The sequence below is a fragment of the Paenibacillus sp. N3.4 genome (genome assembly GCF_008017805.1).
Classification (GTDB): domain Bacteria; phylum Bacillota; class Bacilli; order Paenibacillales; family NBRC-103111; genus Paenibacillus_E.
Genome location: NZ_VRTT01000041.1, coordinates 17,520 through 43,893, shown reverse-complemented (window position 1 = coordinate 43,893; position 26,374 = coordinate 17,520). Strand labels below are relative to the sequence as shown.

General features: G+C 41.9%; 17 protein-coding genes and 1 pseudogene. 16 read left to right on the top strand and 2 right to left on the bottom strand.

What is annotated here, in order from left to right; translation table 11 throughout:
• Positions 1-59 precede the first annotated feature (59 nt).
• The 13 genes and pseudogenes from FU659_RS20180 to FU659_RS35680 all read left to right on the top strand — a co-directional run bounded on the left by FU659_RS20180 (position 60) and on the right by FU659_RS35680 (position 17,140).
• The gene (locus tag FU659_RS20180) at positions 60-1,079 is read left to right on the top strand and encodes a response regulator (RefSeq protein ID WP_147949226.1); all 1,020 of its coding nucleotides are present in this window, start codon (positions 60-62) and stop codon (positions 1,077-1,079) included.
• Positions 1,080-1,192: 113 nt separating this feature from the next.
• A complete protein-coding gene (locus FU659_RS20175; RefSeq protein WP_261807941.1) occupies positions 1,193-2,908 on the top strand; it encodes a sensor histidine kinase in 1,716 nt (571 codons plus the stop codon).
• Between the two features lie 59 nt (positions 2,909-2,967).
• A complete protein-coding gene (locus FU659_RS20170; RefSeq protein ID WP_187274284.1) occupies positions 2,968-5,274 on the top strand; it encodes a glycoside hydrolase family 95 protein in 2,307 nt (768 codons plus the stop codon).
• Between the two features lie 377 nt (positions 5,275-5,651).
• The gene (ppc, locus tag FU659_RS20165; protein ID WP_147949223.1) at positions 5,652-8,438 is read left to right on the top strand and encodes a phosphoenolpyruvate carboxylase; all 2,787 of its coding nucleotides are present in this window, start codon (positions 5,652-5,654) and stop codon (positions 8,436-8,438) included.
• Between the two features lie 270 nt (positions 8,439-8,708).
• The gene (locus FU659_RS20160; protein WP_147949222.1) at positions 8,709-9,431 is read left to right on the top strand and encodes a DMT family transporter; all 723 of its coding nucleotides are present in this window, start codon (positions 8,709-8,711) and stop codon (positions 9,429-9,431) included.
• 57 nt (positions 9,432-9,488) lie between these two features.
• On the top strand, positions 9,489-10,085 hold the full coding sequence (gene sigW, locus FU659_RS20155; protein ID WP_147949221.1) for an RNA polymerase sigma factor SigW: 597 nt from the start codon (positions 9,489-9,491) through the stop codon (positions 10,083-10,085).
• A 69-nt stretch (positions 10,086-10,154) separates the two neighbouring features.
• A complete protein-coding gene (locus tag FU659_RS20150; RefSeq protein WP_147949220.1) occupies positions 10,155-10,760 on the top strand; it encodes a zf-HC2 domain-containing protein in 606 nt (201 codons plus the stop codon).
• A gap of 177 nt (positions 10,761-10,937) precedes the next feature.
• Positions 10,938-11,756: a diadenylate cyclase CdaA gene (gene cdaA / locus FU659_RS20145; RefSeq protein ID WP_147949219.1), complete on the top strand. Its 819-nt coding sequence runs from the start codon at positions 10,938-10,940 to the stop codon at positions 11,754-11,756.
• On the top strand, positions 11,749-12,993 hold the full coding sequence (locus tag FU659_RS20140) for a CdaR family protein (protein WP_147949218.1): 1,245 nt from the start codon (positions 11,749-11,751) through the stop codon (positions 12,991-12,993). Before cdaA ends, FU659_RS20140 begins: the two co-directional genes overlap by 8 nt.
• Positions 12,994-13,023: 30 nt before the next feature.
• A pseudogene (gene glmM, locus FU659_RS20135) lies at positions 13,024-14,363 on the top strand (phosphoglucosamine mutase).
• A gap of 435 nt (positions 14,364-14,798) precedes the next feature.
• Positions 14,799-16,628, top strand: a complete 1,830-nt coding sequence (glmS, locus tag FU659_RS20130; protein WP_147949217.1) for a glutamine--fructose-6-phosphate transaminase (isomerizing) — start codon at positions 14,799-14,801, stop codon at positions 16,626-16,628.
• A gap of 126 nt (positions 16,629-16,754) precedes the next feature.
• Complete coding sequence (locus FU659_RS20125) at positions 16,755-16,940, top strand: helix-turn-helix domain-containing protein (RefSeq protein WP_147949216.1); 186 nt, start codon at positions 16,755-16,757, stop codon at positions 16,938-16,940.
• Positions 16,928-17,140 (top strand): hypothetical protein, encoded by a 213-nt coding sequence (locus FU659_RS35680; RefSeq protein WP_187274283.1) that lies wholly within the window; start codon positions 16,928-16,930, stop codon positions 17,138-17,140. The genes FU659_RS20125 and FU659_RS35680 overlap by 13 nt, the downstream gene beginning before the upstream one ends.
• Before the next feature lie 658 nt (positions 17,141-17,798).
• Here the strand turns inward: FU659_RS35680 and FU659_RS20120 are convergent.
• Both FU659_RS20120 and FU659_RS20115 read right to left on the bottom strand, forming a co-directional pair.
• The gene (locus FU659_RS20120; RefSeq protein WP_147949215.1) at positions 17,799-18,908 is read right to left on the bottom strand and encodes a DEAD/DEAH box helicase family protein; all 1,110 of its coding nucleotides are present in this window, start codon (positions 18,906-18,908) and stop codon (positions 17,799-17,801) included.
• Positions 18,890-20,470 (bottom strand): ATP-dependent nuclease, encoded by a 1,581-nt coding sequence (locus FU659_RS20115; protein ID WP_147949214.1) that lies wholly within the window; start codon positions 20,468-20,470, stop codon positions 18,890-18,892. Before FU659_RS20115 ends, FU659_RS20120 begins: the two co-directional genes overlap by 19 nt.
• Before the next feature lie 487 nt (positions 20,471-20,957).
• Here FU659_RS20115 and FU659_RS20110 point away from each other — a divergent pair, with 487 nt between their 5' ends.
• From FU659_RS20110 to FU659_RS20100, 3 genes are read left to right on the top strand one after another with little or no spacing between them, the layout of a single operon-like run.
• The gene (locus FU659_RS20110; protein ID WP_147949213.1) at positions 20,958-21,974 is read left to right on the top strand and encodes a ComEC/Rec2 family competence protein; all 1,017 of its coding nucleotides are present in this window, start codon (positions 20,958-20,960) and stop codon (positions 21,972-21,974) included.
• Positions 21,964-24,102 (top strand): NACHT domain-containing protein, encoded by a 2,139-nt coding sequence (locus FU659_RS20105; protein ID WP_147949212.1) that lies wholly within the window; start codon positions 21,964-21,966, stop codon positions 24,100-24,102. The genes FU659_RS20110 and FU659_RS20105 overlap by 11 nt, the downstream gene beginning before the upstream one ends.
• Positions 24,093-26,135, top strand: a complete 2,043-nt coding sequence (locus tag FU659_RS20100) for a WD40 repeat domain-containing protein (protein WP_147949211.1) — start codon at positions 24,093-24,095, stop codon at positions 26,133-26,135. The genes FU659_RS20105 and FU659_RS20100 overlap by 10 nt, the downstream gene beginning before the upstream one ends.
• The last annotated feature ends 239 nt before the right edge of the window (positions 26,136-26,374 follow it).

Sequence of the window (26,374 nt, the reverse complement as noted above, 5' to 3'; positions counted from 1 at the left end):
TGTGATCGTGAGTTATCATATTTGAATAGCATTTTTTGGAATCACAAGGAGGTTCAGACATGCACATATTAATAGTTGACGATGAACCTATCATTCGTAAAGGGATGGTGAAGATGGCGGAGATGTACTCGCCTTCCTTCTCCAAAATCCAGACGGCCGAAAACGGTGTAGCTGCTTTGGAGCGGATTCGCGCCTCAGAGCCTGACTTGGTGTTGACGGATATTTGCATGCCAAAGATGGACGGATTGGAGCTCTGCAAAATCATTCATGAGGAATTCCCTCACATTAAAATGGTTGTGATTTCTGGCTTCAGTGACTTTGAATATGCGCAAAAAAGTATGAATTACGGTGTTAGACACTATTTATTGAAACCGGCGACCAAAGCGAATGTGCATGATATGCTGGATCAAGTGGTCAAAAAACCTACGCGGGGTTATTTTCCGCCTTCCCAATATGTCGAGTGGATGGATCGGATGGAACAGCATATATGGGCACTGCAGATGGATGAATTAAACTGCTTGATCGTCCGCTTTCGTGAATACTTCGTTTCCGCCAATTTGTCGCTTGCGCAGATCAAGGAGCTTTTGGACGACTGTAATGCCATGCTTTTAAAGCGGTTTCAAGCCCGTAATTTTTCGCCTTCCGCCGTACCGACGCACGTGCAGGTTAGTAGTGTGAAGGAAGCGCTTGATACGTTCAGGAACGGCCTGCTGCAAATGGCAAAGGATCTGCTGGCGAGCAGAAACGGCAATTTCAAGGACCCGATCGAAGAGGCTAAAGCCTTTATCGACAGCCATTTGGCCCAGGAAATCTCTTTGGATCAAGTTGCAGCTATGGTCGGAGTAACTCCTACATATTTCAGCTCGCTGTTTAAAAAAACAACGCATGAGACTTTTGTTCAGTATCGGATCAATAAACGGATGGAGAAGGCGAAGGAAATGCTGGCCATTCCGCATATTCGAATCGTAGATGTAGCAACAGAGGTCGGGTATGACGATTATCCCCATTTTACAAAAACTTTTAAAAAAATTGTCGGAATCTCGCCGTCTGACTATCGCACAGGGCTCGGTATAAAATGAAAATCAAAAGCTTATATCAGAAGCTCTTCATATATTTTCTAATAGTCATTATCCTTTCACTCTCTAGTTTGGGCGTTTTCTCTTACATTACTTCTTCCAAAGAGTTGGAGGTCATGGTTGAGAACCAAATGAATCAAATTGTGGGGAATGCTGTTCACCATACCGATTTGTATTTGAAGGATTACGAACGGTCTATCGTCTCGCTTATGACCAACAGAAAGGTCCTCGAATTCATTGAATCGCCTATTTCGCGGAAGGAATACGATTATTATTCCTACTGGACGCAGATCCGTGAAATCAGCGCTGATCCGTTATTTATTCGTAACCCGAAATTGGCTTGTATTTATCTCATTGGCGATAAGCAAAATGCGATCTACTATTATAATGATGTGGACGCAAATTCGTTCAACTTGGATGATATTCAGAAGCAGAGGGACTATCTGCTTGAGAATACAAGTGCTGACGGGCAATTAAGTATTCTGAATCACAGTATATTAGCGGGTCAGCAGAATCAGATGTTGACTTTAGTTCGCCGTATCCGAGGTTTGTCATCTCGTGATTTGAATGGTTTGCTTGCCATCGAGATGCGGTCTTCAGATTTATCTGCTCTTTGGAAAGGGGTCGATTTGGGGAAATACGGCTACTTGTTTATTTTGGATGACAAGGGGCAATATGTGTATCATCCCGACGCAAGCAAAGTAGGAGCGGAGGTTCCCGTAGCGTTTGAATTGAAGCTGAAGCAAGCTGGCACTAATTCGTTTGTCGACAGCAGTGAAGGAGACGACCGCATGTATTTGGGCCGTAAATCGGATTATTCCGGTTGGCAGCTTGTCGTTTCGATGCCGCTTCATGAGCTTCGCAAGCCAGTTACGAACATACGTTCGACTACGCTGGTTGTCGGATTTTTTACTCTAGTATTGGCGATTCTCTTGGCTTACAGATTCGGTAAATCGATTACGAAGCCGATTCAATTGTTGAAATCCGGGATGAGGGAGACGGAAAAGGGAAATTGGGCACCCATTCCGCTTCCCCCTCACCGTGACGAAATCGTGGAACTGATGATGCGCTACAATGTGATGGTTAACCGTCTATCCGAAGCGGTTGATCGAGTTATACTGGTGGAATTGAATAATACGGAGATTCAGTTGGAGCGCCAGAAGGCTGAATTTCAGTCTCTTCAGTTGCAAATCAACCCCCATTTTATGTATAACACACTGGAGACTATAGTCTGCTACGCTACGATTCAGGAATCGGAAGAGATATCCGAGATTGTAGAAGCATTGGCTTATATGCTTCGATACTCCGTCCAGACGAATATAGAGGAAATTACAGTTGCCAATGAACTGAAGCATGTCTTGCATTATATGATTATACTAAGGCATAGAATCGGCCGAGAATTCGAAATAGACGTTGCTATGAAGCCTGAATTCCTTCTTTTTACCATGGTTCGCTTGACCCTTCAACCATTGATTGAAAATGTGTTTCAACATGCTTTTCCCGAGGGTGTGGAAGATTTCCACTTTATCCGGATCGATGGAGGCGTAGACGACGGGATTTTTTGGGTCAGCGTGCAGGATAACGGATCAGGTATCTCGGAGACAGAGCTCGCGGAGCTGCAGCAAAAATTGAGCGCCAATAGGCTGGCGGACGGCGAGATGGATAAGGCAGGAAAAAAAGGCGGCATTGGCGTATTGAACGTCCACCGCCGTATTCAAATGGTCTACGGGGAGAAGTATGGGTTACAGATCGAGAGCATTCCCGAAAAGGGAACCAAAATGACCATGTTGATGCCGGCTTCGCCTAACACTCAGCTGCAGATCAGAAAATGATAAGAGTACGAACCAAATCATCATTAAGGAGAAGTTGAATGTATAAGGAGGCGGCGCCTTTGAGAAATCGTGAGAAGCTGTGGTACCTGCAGCCTGCCCAAGAGTGGGTAGAAGCGCTGCCGATCGGTAATGGACGGCTTGGCGGGATGATATTTGGTCGAGTGCAAGAGGAAAGAATTCAATTAAATGAAGATTCCATCTGGTATGGTGGTCCCAAAAATGGTCTAAACCCTGATGGTTCCCGTTTTTTAACCGAAATTCGCGAGCAGTTGTTTGCCGGGAATGTGGAGGCAGCCACGCGACTGACTCGAATGTCTCTCTTTTCCACGCCGAAATATTATAATCCGTACCAGCCCTTAGGTGATCTAAAGCTATATTTTACCGATCAGCAAGGTGGTGTGGAGGACTATAAGCGTGAATTGGATTTGACCGATGCGATAACTCGTATGGAATATCGAATGAACGGAGTCACTTACCGCCGTGTTATGTTTGCCAGCTACCCAGACCAGGTGATCGTCATACGTTTAAAGAGCGATCAGCCGGGGATGTTGAATTTTTCCGCCAATCTGAATCGTAGGCCCTTTGAAGGGGAAAGCGGCGCTTTGACGGCCGATAGTATCCAAATGAGTGGGGAATGCGGGAAGCATGGGGTAGAATTTGCTTGTGTGCTGAAGGCGCGCTCCACAGATGGGCGTATTTCCGTAATCGGCGATTTCCTGTCGGTAGAGGACGCTAGTGAAGTTACGCTCTTGCTTGCCGCAGCGACAACGTTTCGTGAGTCGGATCCGATAGCTGCATGCAGGCTGCAAATCGATGAAGCCAATCGGCTATCTGATGATGAGCTGGAACTCCGACATATCCGCGATTATCGCGAATTGTACGATCGGGTGACTTTGCGCCTGACGAATGACGCTCAGCTTGACAATCTGCCGACAGATGAACGGTTGAAGCTTATGTTGGAGAAGAAAGAGGATATCGGCTTGGCGGAGCTTTACTTTCATTACGGCCGTTATTTGTTGATTGCTAGCTCCCGACCTGGTTGTCTGCCCGCCAACCTTCAAGGAATATGGAACGAAAGCTTCACACCTCCCTGGGAGTCTAAATATACGATTAATATCAACACGCAAATGAATTATTGGCCTGCCGAGGTTTGCGGGTTGTCGGAATGCCATGAACCTTTGTTTGACCATATCGAGCGCATGCTGACTAGCGGTAGGCAGACAGCAGGGGAGTTGTATGGCTGTTCCGGGTTTGTGGCTCATCACAACACCAATATTTGGGGAGAAACGCGGCCTGAGGGCATATTCCCAACCTGTGTCCTATGGCCTATGGGAGCAGCGTGGCTCAGTTTGCATTTGTGGGAGCGATTTGCCTTTACAGAAGATATTAGCTTTTTGGAACGGAGGGCATATCCGGTGCTGAAGGAGGCTGCTGCCTTTTTTCTCGACTATTTGGTTGAAGCGCCGGATGGACGGCTCGTGACGGGACCCTCTGTGTCTCCCGAAAACTCTTATCTGTTAGCTGACGGGACAAAAGGGGCGCTGTGCATGGGGCCTTCGATGGATACTCAGATTATTCGTGAGCTTATAGAGGCTTGCAAACAAAGCAGCAGCTTGCTTGATGTCAATGCCGAGCTTAGAGAGCGGCTCACAGCGTTGCTGGAGCGGCTGCCCCAAACGGAGATCGGCAGACACGGTCAGATTATGGAGTGGATGGATGACTACGAGGAGGCAGACCCAGGCCATCGGCATATTTCACAATTATTTGCGCTGCACCCGGGTACGCAAATCAGCCCGTTATATACCCCGAAGCTGGCTAAAGCCGCCGCAACAACTCTTCACCGCAGGCTGGAGCACGGAGGCGGACATACAGGATGGAGCAGTGCATGGATCGTCAATATGTTCGCAAGATTGGAAGATGGGGAACAAGCGTATGTGCATTTGAGTCAAATGCTGCGCAAATCAACTTATCCCAATCTCTTTGACGCGCATCCCCCCTTTCAGATTGACGGGAATTTCGGAGCTACTGCGGGAATGGCCGAAATGCTGCTTCAAACACATGCTGGAGAGCTATCCTTGCTTCCTGCCTTGCCCGCTGCGTGGACGCAAGGAAGCGTTACCGGACTGCGTGGTCGCGGAGGTTATATCGTTGACTTGATGTGGATTCATGGAAAACTGTCAGAGGCTTCCATAACTGCATCAAAGGCGGGTATATGTAGGGTTCGAACGCCAAATCCGGTTCTTGTGAGGTGTGGTGGAATGGACATAGCCGTTGATGATGGAGCGTTGATCGTGGAATTTCCGATAGAACGGGGTAAGACGTATGAGCTTTACCCAACAATGACATCCTCAGAGGGAACGCAATAGATTGATTTTCCCGAATAACGATTGCAGAGTTGCTTGGAGGGAATTTTTTTTATGAGGAATGTTATGTGAAACGGTTGGTCGGGCTCCCCGGCGATACGATTGCAAGCTGATCGCGCGGGTTCCGATTCCCGCCGCCCGCTTAAAGTTTTAAGATCACCTACGGGTGGTCTTTTTCTGTTATTTTGGGAGTGAGATGCGGAGAAACGGGTGAAACTACTATACAGTAATTACCATGACTTGAAAAACGATTTTTTTCATTAAACACTATATGCTGAGAACGTATTGTGGTAAAATATTCTGAAATGAGTTTTTCTAAGGTTTAGCTTTCATAGAGAGAAGCATTAATGGAACATAGTGAATAGATGAGGTGGAGAGTCATGTCAGAGAACGAAATTGGCTTACAGAAGCAAGCAACGAATAATTTGTTGCGCAGAGATGTACGCTTCCTAGGGCACATACTAGGTGAAGTTCTGGTTCATCAAGGTGGAAACGAACTACTGGATGTTGTCGAAAAAATTCGTGAAATGAGTAAGTCATTAAGAGCACATTATGTCATTGAGATCTATGATGAATTCAAGAAGACGACATCTTCTTTGGATCCGGATATTCGTCATCAAGTGATTCGAGCTTTCGCTATTTACTTCCAACTCGTTAATATTGCCGAGCAAAATCATCGTATTCGCCGCAAACGGGATTATGAGCGCTCATCAGGTGAAAGTGTACAACCAGGCTCAATCGAAAGCATTGTGCAAGAATTAAAGAACAATCTAGTTCCTTATCAAGAAGTTCAAGAAATTCTTCAATCCATCTCGTTGGAGCTTGTCATGACGGCCCATCCGACAGAAGCTATGCGGAGAGCTGTGCTTGATATTCATCTTCGTATTTCAGAAGATATGATGAAGCTGGATAATCCCATGCTGACTTATCGTGAACGCGAACAATTACGCGAGAAGCTGCTGGGTGAGGTACTTAATCTCTGGCAGACGGACGAGCTTCGCGATCGTAAGCCAACGGTAATCGATGAAGTGCGTAATGGTTTATTCTATTTTGATGAGACTTTGTTCGATGTGCTGCCTGAGGTGTATCACGAACTTGAACGTTGTTTAAATAAATATTACCCGCAACAAACTTGGCATGTGCCGTCCTTTTTGAAATTTGGCTCATGGATTGGTGGAGACCGTGACGGGAATCCTTCTGTAAAGGCCAACGTAACGTGGGAAACACTTGAATTGCACCGCCAGCTTGCTTTACAAAAGTATGAGGAAACCCTTAAAGAAACACTCGAACACATGAGTTTTAGCAGAAATATCGTTGAGGTTAGCGATGCTCTGATTGACTCTATTCAAATTGACCGTGAAGCGATTGGCAATGTGCAGGATGTATGGCGCAACCCGAAAGAAGCATATCGGATTAAGATTACTTATATGATCGAGAAAATCCACCATACAGGTAATCCGAATGTGCCAGCAAGTCATAAGTACAATACGCCGGAAGAATTTATACATGAACTAACGATTATAGAGACTAGCCTTAGAACCCACTACGCGGACTATGTTGCAGATAAATATATCAAGAAGCTGATTCGTCAAGTTGAATTGTTTGGTTTCCATTTGGCTTCTCTGGATATCAGACAGCACAGCAAAGAACATGAACAAGCGATGACTGAAATTTTGGCGAAAATGGGTATCACAAGTGATTACAGCAAGCTCTCCGAAGAAGAGAAAATCCAACTTCTAACGGATGTACTGAACGATCCAAGACCGATTACTTCCACTTATTTGGAATACTCGGAAAATACCCAAGAATGTTTAGATGTTTATCGTACTGTTAAACTAGCTCAAAAGGAATTCGGACGCAACTGTATCAATAGTTATTTGATCAGTATGACGCAAGGAGCAAGTGACCTGTTAGAGGTTGTTGTCTTTGCAAAAGAAGCCGGCTTGTATCGTCAAGAAAGCGATGGCAGTGTGACAAGTACGCTGCAATCCGTACCTCTATTTGAAACCATAGATGACCTGCACGCTGCTCCTGCGATCATGAGCACTCTGCTAGCCATTCCGGCATATAAGGGTAGTTTAGATCCAGTTACGCAGCTCCACGAGATTATGTTAGGCTATTCGGACAGCAATAAAGATGGCGGTGTTATTACAGCTAACTGGGAGCTTCGTATGGCCCTGCAGGATATTACGGAAGCAGCCAAAAAATTTGGTGTGAAGCTGAAGTTTTTCCATGGACGCGGAGGTGCGCTAGGTCGTGGCGGAATGCCGCTGAATCGCAGTATTCTCGCTCAACCTGTGGAAACACTAGGCGGGGGCATTAAGATTACAGAACAAGGCGAAGTGCTGTCATCCCGTTATTCCTTGCAAGGTATTGCTTACCGCAGCTTGGAGCAGGCGACATTTGCTTTGATTACAGCTTCCCAATTGTCACGTTCCCCACAAAGAAATCCGCTGGAAGGCAAGTGGGAAACGATTATGCGCGGTATTTCGGAACAAGCGCAGACGAAGTATCAAGATCTTATTTTCAGAGACGAAGATTTCTTAACATTCTTTAAAGAGTCCACACCGCTGCCGGAAATTGGCGAGCTAAATATCGGTTCCCGTCCTTCCAAGCGGAAAAATAGCGATAAATTTGAAGATTTACGTGCTATTCCATGGGTCTTTTCATGGACGCAAACCAGATATTTGCTTCCTGCTTGGTACGCGGCAGGTACAGGTCTCCAAAGCTTCTATCAAGGGCAGGACCAGAATTTAGAAACACTGAAAGAAATGTATGAAAACTGGTCATTCTTCCGCAGCATGATCGATAACTTACAAATGGCGCTGGCCAAAGCAGATCTGCAAATTGCTAAGGAATACGGTCATCTCGTAAAAGAATCAGCCATTGCTGAGCGAATCTTTAACTTAATTAGAGAAGAATATGAGTTAACTTCGTCTATCATTTTACAAATTACCGGACAACAGGAGATTTTGGATAATGTTCCTGTTATTCAAGAGTCTATCCGTCTTCGTAATCCATATGTAGATCCATTAAGCTATATGCAGGTAGAGCTGCTTATTGAGCTTCGCGCATTGCGTGAAAACAATGAAGACGATGCGATCCTGCTCCGTGAAGTGTTATTGACGATTAACGGTATTGCTGCAGGACTTAGGAATACTGGCTGATAATGAAACGACTGACATAGAACAAAGCTAAAGATACAAGGATGATGAAGTCGGGGGCCTTCTTAGGAGGCAGCTCGGCTTTTTCATTATGCTGGGTATGCAAAGACGGGGGTTGTACAGTAAAATGGGACGATGGTTAGCAATGTGCCTTGTCATTATAGGAGCTGCAAGCTATGGCTTGCTGTCCTCGTTTATCAAAATGGCCTATGATCGAGGGTTTTCTGATGGACAAATTACACCGGCTCAGATGACGATGGGTACTCTTTTTGTATGGTTGTTAATACTTTTCATAAGAAATCTTGGGTCAATCCTTTCAAGGGACCTTGGATTAAGCTTGGTTTGATTGGCATTTTTGGGTTGTCCTTAACGACGGTTTTTTACAATTTGGCATTACAGCAACTGAACGCCTCTATATCCATTATTCTTCTTTTTCAATTTACTTGGATAACTATTGCTATGGATTGTATCGTCAAACGCCGGGCTCCCAAAAAAGCAGAAGGTGCAGCGATTGTTATCATTATGCTGGGAACGTTGTTGGCCGTTAATATATTTGAGATAGATTGGCATCAGATGAGTGCATCAGGGATCGTTTATGGATTCCTATCGGCTTTGACTTATGGCCTATTTCTTTTTTGCACAGGACAAGTTGTTAGCAAGCTGCCTCCACTTATGAATTCGGCGATTATGCTTACCGCGGCAATGCCTGTGATGTATATATTGTATCCTCCTACTGTATTTGTTGGTGAGCATGGAGGAAGCTTACTATTATGGGGACTTTTACTTGGCTTCTTGGGTCAGGTCGTCCCTACCGTAGCTTTTAATATCGGAATTCCGCGTGTTGGCAGTACGCTTGCCGCCATGCTTGGATCGGTTGAACTCCCTGTTGCTGTTATAGCCGCCTACTTGCTTATTGGAGAGCCCGTTAGTGGTCTGCAATGGGTAGGAATGGGCTTCATTCTGGGAGGCATTATTATTTCTGAAACCAAAACATAAGTTATGGGTAATGATAAGTAGTGAGGTTGAATTGTTAAGGAGCCGGAGGAAATCGAATTGAACTTTGTGGAAGCACGTCTGGCGAAGCTAGCCAGGAATGGAGATCGGAATGCTTTTGCAGAGCTTGTAGACCTCTATAAGGATAAGATCTTTCATTTGGCTTATCGTATGCTGCATAATAAACAAGAGGCTGAGGATGCCGTACAGGAGACTTTCCTGCGTGTGTATACGAATCTCCATCGATACGATGAGAATCAAAAATTTTCTACTTGGATTTTCCGTATAGGGACCAATTTGTGTATTGATAAGCTGCGCAGAAAGAAAAATATATATTCATTGGATGCGGAAATACAAGATGGCGAAGGCAGCGACTATTACGGCATGCTGCCGAGCCATGAAGACACGCCTGAGAAGCAGGTCATTGTATCGGAAACGCAGGAACATATTCGCCGTGCGATCGAGACGCTGCCTGAGAAATATAAATCTGTGGTCATTCTTCGCTATTTGCACGATATGTCTTTGCAAGAGATCGGGGAAGTGCTGGATATGCCGGTGACAACCATTAAAACACGTGTTCATCGCGGGCGTGAGTATTTGCGCAAGAAGCTGGAGCAGGAGGAACATTTTGAAATTAATAATCCTATTCCATTGTGAAACATATTTGAATGCCAAACGTATGGTATACGACATACCGCAAAAGCTGAAGAAAGGGGTGGCTGAATCATGAATTGTAAGGAAGCCCTCCCGCTCATACATGAATATCTCGACGGTGATTTGCACGGATTGGAAGCAAGGCAATTGAAAGAGCATCTGATTTCCTGCAAGGCCTGCCATACTTTGTTCAAAGAATTAGAGAAAACAGATGCGATCGTCAGAATGCTGTCGCCAATCAGTGTGCCTAATACGTTGACTGCACAAATCATGAGCGGACTGCCTCCGATTAAGAAGCGTAGCTCTTGGATGTATTGGATACGCAAGCATCCAGGTATCTCTGTAGCTGTTGTATTCGCAACAGTCATGTTCGGTAGTTTCATGTCCATGTGGAATGACGATAAAAATTTGATGGTTAAGGGTAACGATCTTCAAGATGTTGTGATTCAAGGGGATACGGTAACAGTGCCAGAGGGGCATACGGTCAAAGGCGATCTTGTTGTACAACGTGGAACGCTGAAGGTGGAAGGTGATGTGACAGGTAACCTAATTGTTATTGATGGGACCCTAAACCTAGCATCAACCGCGCATATTTCTGGGCAAGTAACACAAGTAGATGAAGCGCTTGGCTGGATTTGGTATAAATTAAATGAATTCGTGGGTATGTTTTCGAATTAAATTGAAACGTCATCGACACGGCTTCTGCCGGATGAGGGCGTTTTTTTGTATGAAAAGTCCTCAAGATTACATGATTAATTTCTCGTAATGGCAGAAAAATAGAAGTATAACGGGGATTATGTTATGATTCTATATTAGAGAGAACAATGGTTGCTGTCGCCTGGGGGAGAATAATAAATGGACTTACTCACGAGCATTTCGGCTAAGGATATTGTCGATATTCTCATCGTTAGCTATGTGATTTATAAATTGATCCTGCTAGTGCGTGGGACAAGAGCAATTCAACTCATGAAGGGGATCCTTGTGGTCGTCATTACATGGGCGTTAAGTATTTGGTTTAAATTAAGTACTTTGCAATGGATGATGAATCAGACCTTCACGTTTGGGGTTCTTGGGGTTATTATCATATTCCAGCCAGAGCTGCGTCGAGCCTTAGAGCAGTTGGGCCGCGGTAAGCTTTTCAGCAGCCGGTCTTCATCTGAAGAAGATCAAGATGTGAATAAGCGTATTGGTGAAGTGATAAGAGCCGCGAATTATTTGGCTAAACGAAAGATAGGGGCCTTGATTGTTTTTGAGAAAGAAACAGGTCTAACCGATTATGTAGAATCCGGCATTGCGATAGAGAGCAAAATCAGTGCGGAGCTCTTGATTAATATTTTTATACCTAACACACCGCTTCACGATGGAGCTGTTATTATTCGGCAGGGCCAGTTAATGGCTGCTGGCTGCTATTTACCACTGTCTGAAAATCCTTTCATTAGCAAGGAGCTTGGGACTAGGCATCGGGCTGCCATTGGAATGAGTGAGGTTTCGGATGCGATGTGCATTATTGTTTCTGAAGAAACCGGACAAATCTCATTGACCATGAATGGCCATATCGTTCGGGATATTAAAGAGGAATCTCTGATCGCTAAGTTATTTGAAGAACTAAAGCCAAAAACGAAAGCAAAAGAAAAGAACCCTTTCATGAAATGGAGGGGACGTTCAAATGGATAAATGGCTGCGTAATACGAATGTAGTGCGAGTTGTCGCGCTTATTATAGGGATTTTGCTGTGGGTTGTTGTTCATATGGATCAAACGAATCTTTCGGGAAATTCACCGCTTAGAGAACGTGAAGAAACGATTAATAATGTTGCCATTACGACCAAGTATGATGAAAGTCATTATTTCATCTCGTCGATGACGCCTTCTAATGTACAGGTTATTCTGAGCGGAAAAGAAGCTTCTGTTAAAAAGGTAACGACGAACAACAATTATCAAATCGAGTTGGATTTAACCCAGGTGGGCAAAGGCGATCAACAGCTCATGCTGAAAGCAGTCGGTTTTCCTTCGGATGTCGATGTCCAGATTGTGCCGAGAACCGTGCATGTCGTTATTGAAGAGCTGCAGATGAAAGAAGTGCCTGTTGTCATTAATCTGAAAGGGACACCTGCGGCAGGACTTAAAGCAGGCCAGCCTATCGTGAAACCAAATAAGGTTTATATTACGGCGCCCACCAGTAAACTCGGACAGATTGAGAACGTACGCGGTGAGGTATCTGTTGATAAGGCGCAATCTGCTGTTACGAAGCAAGTGAGGCTGCAGGCTTTTGATAAGGATGGAAAAGAAGTAACTGTGAATATGAATCCATCTGTTGTTGATGTGGAAGTTCCGATTACGAGTCCGTTCCAAACCATTCCTCTGCAGATCAAGATAACCGGAGAACCGCCAAAGGGGTTCGCGATCTCTCAGGTGACGCAAAATCCGGATAAAATAACGGTTTATGGTACACAAGATGTTGTCGATAAACTGGAATTTTATCAAGGCCCGCAGCTTAACGTGCAGGATATTAAGGAAACGAAGGATTATTCACTGGACATCCCGCTTAGGAATAAAGTAACTCAATTGGATCCTGCCAAAGTAACGGTGCATGTAGAAGTAGTACCTTCGATTACAAAGGTGCTGGATAATATTCCGCTGACCATTATCGGTCAAAATGAAAATTACAACACGAAGGTTGTTCTGCCGGAGACGGCTAAGCTATCCATGACGGTTGAAGGAGCTCCTACATTAATTGATCAAATTAAAGTGCAGGATGTGCAGGCTATACTGGATGTAAGTAATTTGCCGCCTGGTAAGCATGAGGTGAATGTAACGGTTAATTTACCAACTTATGTGAAATTTGCTACGCCGCAGCAAGTGAAGGCAACAGTTGAAATCAGTGAGAAAGCACCAAAAACAGCAAATCCATAAAAGGTTATAGAGAAAGAGGAGAACAAAGATATGGGGAAATATTTTGGGACGGATGGTGTACGTGGTGTCGCTAATGGCGAACTTACACCAGAATTAGCTTATAAAGTTGGCCGCTGCGGCGGTTATGTATTAACGAGACAAGCGCAGCATCCAAAGGTTGTTATTGGCCGCGACACACGAATTTCAGGACCTATGTTGGAAGCTGCTCTCGTGGCGGGCTTGTTATCCATTGGTGTAGAGGTTATTCGGATCGGTGTTGTGAGTACACCAGCAGTAGCTTATTTGACGAAGACGCTCGGAGCTGATGCGGGCGTAATGATTTCGGCTTCGCATAACCCGGTTGAAGATAATGGGATTAAGTTTTTTGGTGGCGATGGCTTTAAACTATTGGACGAGACTGAACTTGAAATTGAGCAGCTGCTGACGCGGCAGTAGATGAATTGCCTCGCCCTGTTGCCGGAGAGATAGGAACCGTATCAGATCAGCCAGATGCTAAACTAGCCTATGTGGCGTTCTTAAAAGAGACCGTATCCGAGTCTTTTACTGGATACAAGGTTGTTTTGGATTGCGCGAATGGCTCAGCTTTCGAGCTGGCGCCTCAAGTTTTCCGCGAGCTAGGAGCGGAAGTGATTACCATCGGTGCAGAGCCGAATGGTCGCAACATCAACGATAAGTGCGGCTCTACGCATCCTGAGAAGTTACGCGAAGAAGTAGTGAAGCACGGAGCGGCTATTGGGCTGGCTTTCGACGGAGATGCCGATCGTCTGATTGCGATCGATGAAACGGGAGCTGAAGTAGATGGCGATTTCATCCTGAGCATTCTAGGCAACGCGCTTAACCAAACAGGGAAGCTGAACCACGGAACGATCGTGACAACGGTGATGGCTAATATAGGGTTTTTTAAAGGTATCGAGAAAGCAGGTCTTAAATCTTTGCAAACCGCTGTAGGAGATCGCTACGTGATGGAAGAGATGCGTAAAGGCGGGTATAACTTAGGCGGAGAGCAGTCTGGACATGTCATATTCCTAGATTATATTTCTACGGGCGATGGTATTCTTACGGCTATACAGCTGGTTAACACGATGGTGCAATCAGGCCAAAAACTGAGTGAATTAAAAGCGATTATGCGTAAATACCCGCAGCTTTTGGTCAACATTCGTGTGGCTGACAAGAGTAAGCTCAAAGATAACGCGATCATTGAACAGGCCATTCGCAAAGTTGAAGAAGAATTAGGCGACAACGGGCGTGTATTGGTACGTCCTTCCGGAACGGAGTCATTGATTCGAGTCATGGCAGAAGGCCCTGATAAAGAGCAAGTAGAAGCCTACGTTCATGATATTGCCAAGGTGATTCAAGAACAGTTAGTGTAGTGTTTTCGAGTCCCCTTTTCGTTTGATTTGGCGAAATGGGGATTTTCTCAAGAAAAAAGGAGTTGCAAGCTCGCTCCAAAATGAATATGATGGATTTGACTCAAGAAGGAAAGGCAGGGTAGAGGTTAATCATGGAATAAATAGCGCCAGAACTCGCAAGCGATCGGAAAAGTAGCGAACCTACTACGCAGCGAGTTGACGAGGTGAAGGTGTTCGAAACATTCGGCGGGGACCTTCCGGCATCTTGAATGCCGTTAAGTTGGAAAGCAAAAACGCTTGGGCGACCAGGCTGACAAGTATCCAACATCAATTCAATTTTTGAGATGAACGTAATGAAAGTCGATTATATACGGTTTATTTGTTTTGCCCAAAAACAAGATCTTTGAAAAAAAGCCCTTTTAGGAGAGGCTTATAAAACTATGGAGGTACTACACTATGTGCGGAATCGTTGGTTATATTGGTAAGCGGAATTCTCAGGAAATTTTATTAGAAGGGCTCAAAAAGCTCGAATATAGAGGGTACGATTCAGCAGGTGTAGCGGTATTTACAGCTGACGGGCTGCAGATTAAGAAAGCCAAGGGACGTATAGCCAATCTGGAGTCTAAATTAGAAGAAACTCCCCTGCAAGGAAGCGTAGGAATTGGACATACACGTTGGGCAACCCACGGTAAACCATCGGACGTAAATTCTCATCCTCATACGGATAATTCATTGAAATTTTCTGTTGTACACAATGGAATCATTGAAAATTACATCACTTTGAAGGAAGAGTTGACGGCCAAAGGGCACAACTTTGTTTCGGAGACAGATACAGAAGTCATTTCTCATCTTATCGCTGATTTGTACGAAGGAGATATTCTCAAAGCGGTACAAAAAGCGGTCACGCATATGACTGGCGCTTTTGCATTAGGTGTTTTGACAGAGTATGAACCAGATCGACTAGTTGCTGTTCGTCAAGCTAGCCCATTGATCATCGGTATCGGTGAAGGAGAGAACTTTATCGGTTCGGATATTCCGGCTATTTTGGAATACACGCGAAATGTGTTCATTTTAAATGACGGCGAAATGGCACTTTTGACACGAGATGGTGTCGAATTGATGACTTTGGAAGGTAATTTCATTTCCCGGGAAATGTTTCATGTCGATTGGGATATTATTACAGCTGAAAAAGCCGGATATGATCACTTTATGCTGAAAGAAATTTATGACCAACCCAAAGCCTATCGTGATACCATGGGAAGCCGTATTTCGACAGATGGCAGCGCAGTAACATTGAATGAACTTGTGCTATCTGCCGAAGCTATTCGTAACATTAGCCGCATTCATATTGTGGCTTGCGGAACTGCTTATCATGCAGGTATGGTTGGAAAGTATGTCATTGAAAAGCTGGCTCGCATTCCGGTGGAAACCGATGTGGCTTCTGAATACCGTTATCGTTCACCTATTATCACCAAAGATACGCTAGTCATCGTGGTTAGCCAATCCGGTGAAACAGCGGATACGCTTGCTGCTCTTCGTGAAGCTAAGCACCAAGGTGCGCATGTTCTTGCGATTACGAATGTAGTTGGAAGTTCAGTGGCACGTGAAGCAGATGATGTGATTACAACATGGGCAGGGCTGGAGATTGCCGTTGCTTCGACAAAAGGTTACACCTCACAACTGATAGCTTTCTATTTATTAGGACTACACCTTGCGCAAACATTGGGAACGCAATCCGCTGTGGAAATTAAAGAAGCGATTACCGCATTAAGGGAGCTTCCTGCTCAAGTAGAAGAGATTCTGGGGCAAGCAGAAGCGATTAAAGTTGTCGCCGAAGAAATGGCTAAACATGACAATCTATTCTTCATTGGCAGAGGCTTGGACTATGCCGTGGCGTTGGAAGGTTCATTGAAGCTGAAAGAGATTTCTTACATCCACTCAGAAGCTTATCCAGCCGGTGAACTTAAACACGGAACACTTGCGTTGATCGAGGATGATATCCCTGTTATTGCTCTGGCTACACAGCATGAACTTCAAGAGAAAACAGTGAGCAATATTAAAGAAGTAAAAGCGCGCGGCGCCAATGTTCTTGGTATTGCCGTAGAAGGCGAGCGTGAGCTGCAGAAATCTGTGGACAGCACCTTCTTGATTCCTAAAACGCTGGATGTGCTCTCACCGGCTCTAGCAGTAATTCCGTTGCAACTGCTGTCGTATTATGCATCATTGGCTCGTGGTAATGATGTGGATAAGCCGCGGAATTTGGCGAAGAGTGTGACTGTGGAGTAGGTTTGAAAGTTTCAGTCTGTTGGGTGTCTGGTGATAAAAAAGTGTGGAACCGCAGTTGTATCAAGGTCACGAAAAGAACCCGATGAACGTCGGGTTCTTTTCACTTTACATAGGAGTTGATCTTCGTTGAAAACAGTCGGGGAACGCATTAAATCTATTAGAAAGACAAATCATCTTGAACAAAAATCATTTTCACAATTCATTGGTGTTTCACAAGGCACATTAAGCGATATCGAAAACAATAGGTGTAAACCGTCATTTGAGACAATGGAAGCATTAGGAAAACAATTTTTATTAATATGGAATGGTTAATTTTCGGCAATTATAAAGATGGCGATAAGCCGCCATTCAGAATATTTAAGGAAGGTGAAGTATATAATTTCACTGATGAGGAAATATACTTATCTGACCTTGAAATAGAGTCAGTATCTCTATTCCGTAAACTTCATCTTAATAATCAGGAAGAAGTAGTGGAGATTATAAAAATAAAGCTAACTAAACAATGGAATTAAATGATTTTCGATTTACAGATCTGTCGAAGTTGCGATTACGAATGAGTGTGTTTTTTAAAGCATCTTCTTATTATAACATTTTAATATTAAGGGGAGATTCGTGAGAAGTTGACCCATAATGATTATGAGGTGATTCAGAAATGAGCGATTGGGGGCAATCCTAACAAAAGTTCAGAAATTGTGAAGAACTTAAATACTAACAAGGTTAAGTTAATTGCTCCTTCAGTGAATGGAGTGGACCGCGAAGTGAAGGTAGTGTATCAACGCAAAGCTATTTATGGCCGGCATCTTTCCTTAAAGAGAAGAAGTAAGGTAACGAACTTAAAAACACAGCAGTTGGCAATACCAACGGAATATTAGATAAAATATTTACCAACAATAAAAGCAAACCCCTCGAGCTCATGAAGCTTCAAATACCTATTGAAAGTGGGCCTGTAATTACTTCTGTGCAGGTCGATGCAAGATTAACGTAACAGTCAACTTGGACGATCTGATCAATCATTCTTCCACAACAGAATGGAACAACTCATTGTTGAGGATGAACGGGTTGACGGATTTACTGCGGTTCCGCGCTCGGCTCGGGAGTTCAGATAATCGACACGGTCATCAGTAGATTCCTCGGTGCGTTCGCGGGCAAAGCGTAAGTGTTGCCCAATTCTTATAGAACAGTATACTTTTCTTTGAGACTCTTAAAGTCTTTTTCTTTAATGAAATAAAGTTCATTTGTAACTCTAGTCATTGCTACATAGAGTGGATTTATTTGAGCAGGTGTTAAATGAGCACAAGAGAAATCTTCTTCAAATAATGATTCAAACGTCTTGGTTAGTATAATACAAGTTTTTTTGTAGGTATCACCTTTAGAATAGCCCCAGTTTATAGTTGGCAAGCAGTTATACTTACGACTATCTCTAAAGAACAACTTTATTACATTGATATCTTCTATAACCTCGATTATTCTAGAATTTTCTTCTAATAACTCAAAGTGCCCTTTAACTATGCTTGATGATTGTATATGGATACCTAGTTTAGTACTAATGAAATCACATATCTCTCTTGGAACACGTCTGCTTTTTATTAGAGTGTTTTCATCTATATGTGTTCCTTTAAATAGTAATTTGTATTCATCTTTTGAAATATAGTCTTTCCCTTTTGTAAATGGTTTACTGGCTGTAAAATTAGACTTACTAACTGAATGTTGGTGAAAGTCCCCTACAGCAAAGACTTTTACATTTTTTTCTTTTATAAGCATTGATAATAAATCAAAATCTTTACCCATAAAATCCTGTAGTTCATCAAAATAAAGTTGATCACAAAATTTAAGTAAACGTTGAATTATTACTTTTTTTACTTCCTTCGATTGAGCTAAAACTAAATTGGAGATTCTTGATGAATAATATTTCTGATTATTTAGATAGTGTCTATAGTCATCTTGTTTACGATATTTATAATTTGGCTTTCCATTAATTCTTTGAGGCTCGGGTTCTTTATTTATTTCCACTCCAGCAGTTATTATAGACGTTCTATCTCCAATGGCTAAGATCGGCTCGAAGGGTTTCAAAAGCCATCTATATACAAAACTAGTAAACGTTAAAACTTGTGTGTTTTTAGGTAGTTCTCCATGTATAATTTTTATCTCTCTCTTGAGATTCGTTACATTCTGTTTAGTATATGTAATGATTAGATTTTTTGAAGTTGGATTTAAATGCTTCGCAATATAATACGTTTTTCCTGAACCGGCTGCTGCAAGCATTATTGTTGAACGAGCCATTCAATCCCCTCCTGGATGTACTCCGGTAATACAACGACCTCTTTATAAACATCTTCTTCGGATATCCTTAAAGCAGCTTCAGTTTTATTTTTAAGCATATAGGCTAAATTTTTATCTGTAGGTGCGTCACGATATTCAGCTTTTGTACCTGGTTTAACATCCGAAATATTACTAAGTTTTGACGCATTCTTATTAAAAAGACAAACTTCAAATGTAAACTCATTAACAGAAACTGAACATTGAATTTGAATATTAGTATTTTTCTTGTTTAACTCACGAATAGAATCAACAGTTTCCTGATCTCCATCATTATCGGTTATAACTAATAAAGAGTTATTAACTACTTTTGATAGTTCAATATAATGTTTATAAGTAATACCTCCACCAGATAAAATCTCAACATTCTTTTCTTCTAATGTATACGATAGAGAATTCTTTACAAGTTGTGGTAATAGAATATATTCGCTATTTCCCTCTACAAGAATTACCTTTTGAGCTAATATAAAATTTAATAACTGCAAATTATCTGTTTTCATAAAGTAATCCGCGGCAACCTCATCAACTTTATTTAGAGAATGACTTTTTTCTTTATTAATCCATATTGTATTTTGCAAATTTAATCTGCTGACGATCAATGGATTATGCGTAGTAATAATCATTTGAGCATCGCGGCACATAGTTTGAATATCATTAATTAGCTTCCTGGTATTGATATAGCTCAAATGGTTTTCGGGCTCTTCTAATAAAATTAGATCACACTCGACCTCTAAGGCAATTTCAGTTTTAATTAAATTTTCCTTCCCTTTTCCTTTGTTTTGAATTGAGACCCCATCACTCTTTAGATCGAGTAAATTTTCTAATACAGTTTTGTCTTCATCAATTCCAAAATTGTATTCTTTTATATTAAGTTGTTGGGTATTTTCATTTACAAAGTTTTGAATTTTCTTTCTGAATTGATACGAAAGATTTTGTCTATCTGTTACTTTAATATTGTTATTAAAAATTCTTTTTGAATAAGAATCAAAGAGATTATTTTTTCTAATTGAATTATCAATCAATACGTTTTTTATAGGGGATTTTTTGTTAATGTATTTTCTTCCAGCAAAAGTAACCCATTCTGCTATGTAGTAATCTGTTGGGATAAAGTTTTCATCATAACTCCCGTCATACATATTTTCGAGAAGTTCACGATAACTCTCATCGAATTTGTACGTGAAAGTAATACCGTTCTTTAGTTTAGGAGCAAATGATGAATGGAGTCCGTTAAAATACTCAGAATTCAATTCTTCTTCATCATTAAAAAATAACTCGATTTCAATTCTAGGGAGAGTATCTATAGAAGGATTAGATTTATATTGATTAATAATATCATTGTTGAAATATTTTTCTGAGTTATTTGTAGAATTAAAGACTTTTTGATTAAGTACGATATCAATAGCCTCTAATATGGTACTTTTGCCAGCTTCATTTTCACCAATCAGCACATTAATATTTTTATTGAAGGCAATATTAAAATCTTTAAACTTCTTCAAACCTTTAATCTTTATCTGTTCTATATACATGTAGGTCCTCCTCAATCGGCCGGGAAATCATCAGCGATTATTAATAAATTAATATATGAGGTTCTAGTTAAATGATGGCACTAACAAGACGAGCATCATTTTAAGAATACTTTAGCTGGGAATGTTTGTATACACCATTCTATAGTAGAAAAGTAGTAAATGTTATGGGAGTTCCTTTGGAACTCTTTTTCTATTAGTTAGTAAGATCTAATATTTAAATTAAACAGTGAATAACATGGTAAATAGAGAGGGATAATTATTTATTTCGTCGAATAATGTTAATAAAAAGAAGTGGGTCTTTGGGAGGGGGGATTTTAATTGAAGCTATTCGAGATAGTTCCAGAGACTTTTTTTCGAATGTTATCGGGGACCAATAAACATTTTTTTGGAATGAATTTGAGGGGCGAATAGTGGGTAGCTCCGACAACTTGGAGGAAGCGATAGAGTGGAAATACAAATGTTGAAAGCGGGGCATGGAGACTGCTTCTTGATCAAATTAAAAACAGACGATGACACCCCATATAATATTCTAGTGGACAGTGGAACTGCCATTTCATATTCGGTCCACAATGAGAAAATAATCGATAAGTTTTTGGAAGAAAATATTCTGGATTTAATAATCATTACTCATAGCGATGAAGACCATATTAAAGGGTTTTCTCGATTGTTCAATAAATTACTAAAGTGCCCGACTAAGAGGTCTAGAATAAAGAAAGTGATTTATAACTCCCCACACGAGATTGCAAAGCATCTACAACGCCCGACCTACCCATTAGTAAAGAAAACGAGGGATCTATCTACCGACACTAGTGCGGCATCGGCAAAAGAAATTCAAGAACTGTTGTTCGATTTGGAATTGCTAGAAGATAAGGTTGTGTTAAACGACGGGAATGGAGATATTCAGGAGAACGGAATTTCCATAACCTACTTAGCTCCAACCGAATCGACTTTGGAGGCATTTCATGATCAATATCTGCGAGACATGCAGAAGAGAGTGGATAAAGATGCCGAAACAAGAGGGAAGAGAGAAAGTGATTATGATAGCGAGATAGAGACTTTAATGTTAAACACGGAAATACACAAGCTTAGCGCATATAATCGCGTTAGCATTGCAGCTATCATTAAAGAAAATTCTACCGAGAGTGCATTGATAATGTTAGGCGACGGCGATTATGAGATTGTATGCGATAAACTAATTAGCATGGGATTTACAAGAGACAATAAATTAATGGCAAATTACACAAAGTTATCACACCACGGCAGCGTCGGTAATTTATCCAACGAGTTCCTTGAGCTTGTGGATTGTTCCAATTTCCTTATATCAACGGATGGGACTAGATACAATCATCCGGATAAGAAAACATTAGCACGTATCTGGCAATACAACAGAAACTCCGTATTTTATTTTAATTACGAAGGAAGAATCGAGGAATTATTTAGGAACGAGCCTCTGAGTCCGTATAAGCGACAATGCATCGTTCAAAGGAGTATTTATGTTCCCTGATATTACGAAGCTTATTGTAAAAATAAAAATCCCAAACGGACAAGCTACGGGCATGCTAATCTCCTTACCTGATAATACGGAAGAAGATCTTGTTATCACAGTATTCCATTTATTCGATGGGTTTTCCGGCGATATGAACAACATAGGTTTGGAAGCATGGTCAGGTCGAACAGACCTGTTTACAATTACAAGGTTGTTGTACGAGCGAAGTAGTAGGGACCAGTACGACATAGCATTCATCTTTGTAAAGAAACTTACTTGGTTGCAACCAGACGATAATATGGTAATTCCTAATGGTGACGGAAACTTATTGTATTCTGAGGTTCTCTTTGCGGGGTATCCAAAGGCCATAGAAGCATTGGATTTACCGTTTCTTCCGTTAGAAGGAAAGATACAAGGGTATAACGACGAGAAAAAGTCAAAATGGATGGTAAAACTGAGTGAGCCTTCGGAACCTGACACCTATTTATACGAAGCCATTGTAGGTATGTCGGGTTGTCCTATGTATACACATAGAAACGGACGTTTCTATTTCCTTGGTATGCAAAAAAATGTGCCTAGCCAAGAAAAGTCGTATTATATCACAAACGTACTTACCTACGATTGGTGTATTCGTGCCGCATTCGAATTATACGGAATTAAGCTCCCGTGGCAAAATGAAGATCTAGATGCAAGTTATATTAAAAATCGTCGACTTTTCAAAGAGTACCAAGGTAAGGCGAAGCAACAAGCAGGCACTTATTACTTGGATTCCTTAAACGACCAGTTATTCCCTAAGATGGTGAATGACAAAGGAGAAACGTTCGGTGCCGAAGGAGAAGCATCGCTCTTAACTTACTTAAGAAACTCCTGGGTGGGATCAGTTTCGTTATGCAAAAGCTTATTGATTACTGGTGAAGGTGGCACTGGAAAAACGGTATCCCTATTGTCGACGTGCGATTATGTTTTGGAGCAGAATATCTTCGCTGCTTATATTCCAATGGTATCACTTGAGACGGGAACGAACGCGCCAATAAAAAATTATTTGGTGGAATACATCTGGCAAGGTGATCAGGAACAAGCGGATCTATTCTTCAGAATTGGGCAGCAACATTCGAGGGACGGAAAACCTTCACTTCTTCTCTTTTTAGATGGCATGAATGAATTGCCTGAAGATAGCAAGAAAATGGTAGTGCAAGAAATTGATCAGTGGACCAAAAAATCAGGAGTACAGCTGATTGTAACCTCGAGAACCAACTTTAAATATCATTACGGCTGGTTATCTCAATTAGAACACTTGCGTTTGGAGAGTTTGGATCAACGTCAGATTAGTAATTACTTAATATCATTGGGACTTGAGATTCCTTCCGAAAACAAAACTTTAATGAACCTATTAGAAATTCCTATGCTGTTAACGTTATATGCAAACACGGAAGCTCAATACAATCAATTCAAGTCTACGGTTGGCTTATTTTGGTACCATGACAGGGTGAACACAGGAGCATTGATTTGGAATTACTTCCAATGCCAATTCGGCAAAGTAATGTCCATTAAGTTTGACGGACCGGAGATACTTGCTTACTTATATGCACTGGAATTCGTTACGCCTTTTATTGGCTTTCGGTTTGAAGCGGAGTCGCTTTATCTTATCGACGAAGATCGATTCTATGCGCTCATTAATGAAGCAAATACATATTATCAAGCCCTGTGGTGCGGAGGAATTCCTTCAAGAATTAGTTCTCTAGCGCGCCAATATTCTTGCATGTCAAAACCGTGGGAGGATCCGCAAAGGCAGTATCGCATACTTATTCAGGAATTGCATTTATTTCACTTAAGAGCCGATAACAAAGTATCGTTTATGCACCAGCAGTTCCGAGACTTCTTTAGCGCAGTGCACTATATCGAGCTTTTACGGAACGATTCAGAGTTTACCCAATTTGCGCGAAGGCCGATTGATTATTATGTATTGAACTTTCTTACAGATCTATTAGAGGAGGCTATTGTACAACGTGCGTGGGGATTCATGGGGGGAAGTCACGAATTCCTACAGACTATACGATTTTTAATGCGCTCCAGATCTATCGTAGTTTTCGTCGGAAACATGAAATTGTCGATCTTTCAGACCTTTCCTTTGATCATATGGATTTAAGATATATTTCCTTAAATGGGGTTATATTGTCAACGAATAAGCAAAAAGCAAGTTTTAGATATTCTAAAATCAGTCAGCGTACATTCTTTGACGACAGGCATCAGAATAGTATTTATTCAATTGCCTACTCACCTGATGGTCGAAGAGTACTGACTGGCTCTGCTGATAGAAGCGTTCGCGAATGGGACCTTACTACAGGTGAGTGCATAAGAGTATTATTGGGACATTCCTGGTATGTGAATTCTGTCGCTTATTCGCCTGATGGGAAAAGAGTACTCGCTGGATCTTATAACGGTCTGATGATCGAGTGGGACTTGAGAACGGGAGAAATCCTGCACTCGATACAAGGGCACGATTCGGCAGTCTACGGTGTTAAATATTCGGCAGACGGGAAAAAAGTAATTAGCGGCTCATTTGATAATTTATTAAAAGAGTGGGATGCTCATACCTTTACGTGCATTAAGTCAATACGCTGCACTTCCAAAGGAATTAGAGGGATCGACTATTCGCCTGATCAGATGAAAGTCGCCACGGCTTCTTACGACGGATTCGTTAAAGTGTGGGATATACGGACAGGGGCTTGCTTGCTCTCATTCTCAGGTCATAACGGGGCTGTAAGATGCGTTCGTTTTACAAGTATAGGGGATAATTTGTTAAGCGGATCCGATGATGGAACTGTAAGAGTATGGGACGTAGAGACCGGGAGATGTCTCAGAGTCCTAAGAGGGCATGAAGAGAAAGTAAGTGATGTAGGATGCTCTCCCAATGGGAAAAAGGCGATTAGTGGCTCTTATGACGGCACCGTTCGGGTATGGGATTTAACAACTGGAAACTGCCTTAGAGTATTCAGTGAAATGAGTTCGTCAAAAAGCGTGTACACCTTGGGTTATTCGCCGAATGGAAAGCGTATTATTAGCGGGAACAGCGATCTGTCTTTACAGGAGTGGGATGTGGACACAGGTGGAGAAATCCAAACGATTAAGGGTTATTATAAAGATAAATTCACTAAAAGTTACAGCTATCTATGCAGAAACGAAGGAATAAGTTGTTACATTAACAATAGTGATGTGAGCTTGAGCATATGGAATTTAGAATCCCAAACTCGAAATTTCATTATGAAACAGTTCCCAGGTATAACATCTAGCAGCATAATAGAATGCTTAGCCTATTCCCAAATGCAGGGCAGAATGTTTCTAAATCGCTATGATGACTTTAGAATAGGTCATTACCTTGAAGAATGGTGCATAAAAACGGGAGCCCTCGTTCAGAGGATCAATGTCGACAAACAGTTGGATTCGGTCGGTTTTTATGATGAGGATAGATCACGTCTTATCGTCATGTGTAAAAAAGAGTTAGAATTTCAAGAATGGGATATATTAACTGGACAACGTATTCAGACGATTTCAAATGAAACTGGGCTTCGCGCCATCAAGTATTCTGAGAATAACCTCTATTGTATAGAGAATGAGAGTTTCGTTGTAATTAACTTACTGGCTGGGCAAAAGAGGACAATTTATCATGCCACATCGAAGATCAATGCAAGTGTGTTCTACGTAGATGAAAAGTTTGTCTTACTAAGCTTACATGATGGGTCTCTAGTCGAGATAAGTCTCGAGAATGGAAGCCATGGAGTTCGAAAAGCCATTACTAACGAGGAAATGCTTGGCATTGCGGTAACGCAGTGTTTATCTAGGATGCTTAGTTACTCGTCTTCTGGAAGGATTAGAGAATGGGATTTGGAAACTGGCAATTTTGAAGAGTTTGTCATCGAGGAGATACCCCTCTACCGCTCGGACTGGTATAGTCACAAATTCAATGTTAAGATACAATATTTGCCTGGGGACGAAGAATTCGTATTTTGTTCCTATGATGGAAGCATGCAGATATGGAGTATTGAGAGAAAGGAATGTATGTGGAGGTCTCCTATCACGCCCGGCATAGATATCGTTGACTGCGACTTTTCAAATGCGGAGTTTGACACGGAACAACTGAAAGAGATGGTAAGGACTTACGGTGGAATTGTCAGGTCATAGAGCAAGGTTTATTGCAATAACGTCACTGTGAAACTGGTGCTATCTGTTGCTGGACTTTCCCCTTTTCGTTCATGCCCAGAGAAGGAGCTATTTCTTTCCCATGTTGGCCTCTTAGTGATTCATGCATTTTGGAAAGATTTTTCTGTGACAAAGTGTGTAGAACTACTGTGGCGAAAAATGGTTTCTAACATTCTTTATATGGAAATTTTTAGTGGTTCCACACTTTCTTTTTTTCATCT

Coding starts and splice junctions, on each gene's coding strand:
- FU659_RS20120 (WP_147949215.1), bottom strand. CDS start 18,908: ATGGCTCGTTCAACAATAATGCTTGCAGCAGCCGGTTCAGGAAAAACG.
- cdaA (WP_147949219.1), top strand. CDS start 10,938: ATGGACTTACTCACGAGCATTTCGGCTAAGGATATTGTCGATATTCTC.
- FU659_RS20105 (WP_147949212.1), top strand. CDS start 21,964: ATGTTCCCTGATATTACGAAGCTTATTGTAAAAATAAAAATCCCAAAC.
- ppc (WP_147949223.1), top strand. CDS start 5,652: ATGTCAGAGAACGAAATTGGCTTACAGAAGCAAGCAACGAATAATTTG.
- FU659_RS20115 (WP_147949214.1), bottom strand. CDS start 20,470: ATGTATATAGAACAGATAAAGATTAAAGGTTTGAAGAAGTTTAAAGAT.
- FU659_RS35680 (WP_187274283.1), top strand. CDS start 16,928: ATGGAATGGTTAATTTTCGGCAATTATAAAGATGGCGATAAGCCGCCA.
- FU659_RS20180 (WP_147949226.1), top strand. CDS start 60: ATGCACATATTAATAGTTGACGATGAACCTATCATTCGTAAAGGGATG.
- FU659_RS20100 (WP_147949211.1), top strand. CDS start 24,093: ATGGATTTAAGATATATTTCCTTAAATGGGGTTATATTGTCAACGAAT.
- FU659_RS20150 (WP_147949220.1), top strand. CDS start 10,155: ATGAATTGTAAGGAAGCCCTCCCGCTCATACATGAATATCTCGACGGT.
- FU659_RS20160 (WP_147949222.1), top strand. CDS start 8,709: ATGGTTGTTAATACTTTTCATAAGAAATCTTGGGTCAATCCTTTCAAG.
- glmS (WP_147949217.1), top strand. CDS start 14,799: ATGTGCGGAATCGTTGGTTATATTGGTAAGCGGAATTCTCAGGAAATT.
- FU659_RS20140 (WP_147949218.1), top strand. CDS start 11,749: ATGGATAAATGGCTGCGTAATACGAATGTAGTGCGAGTTGTCGCGCTT.
- FU659_RS20175 (WP_261807941.1), top strand. CDS start 1,193: ATGGTTGAGAACCAAATGAATCAAATTGTGGGGAATGCTGTTCACCAT.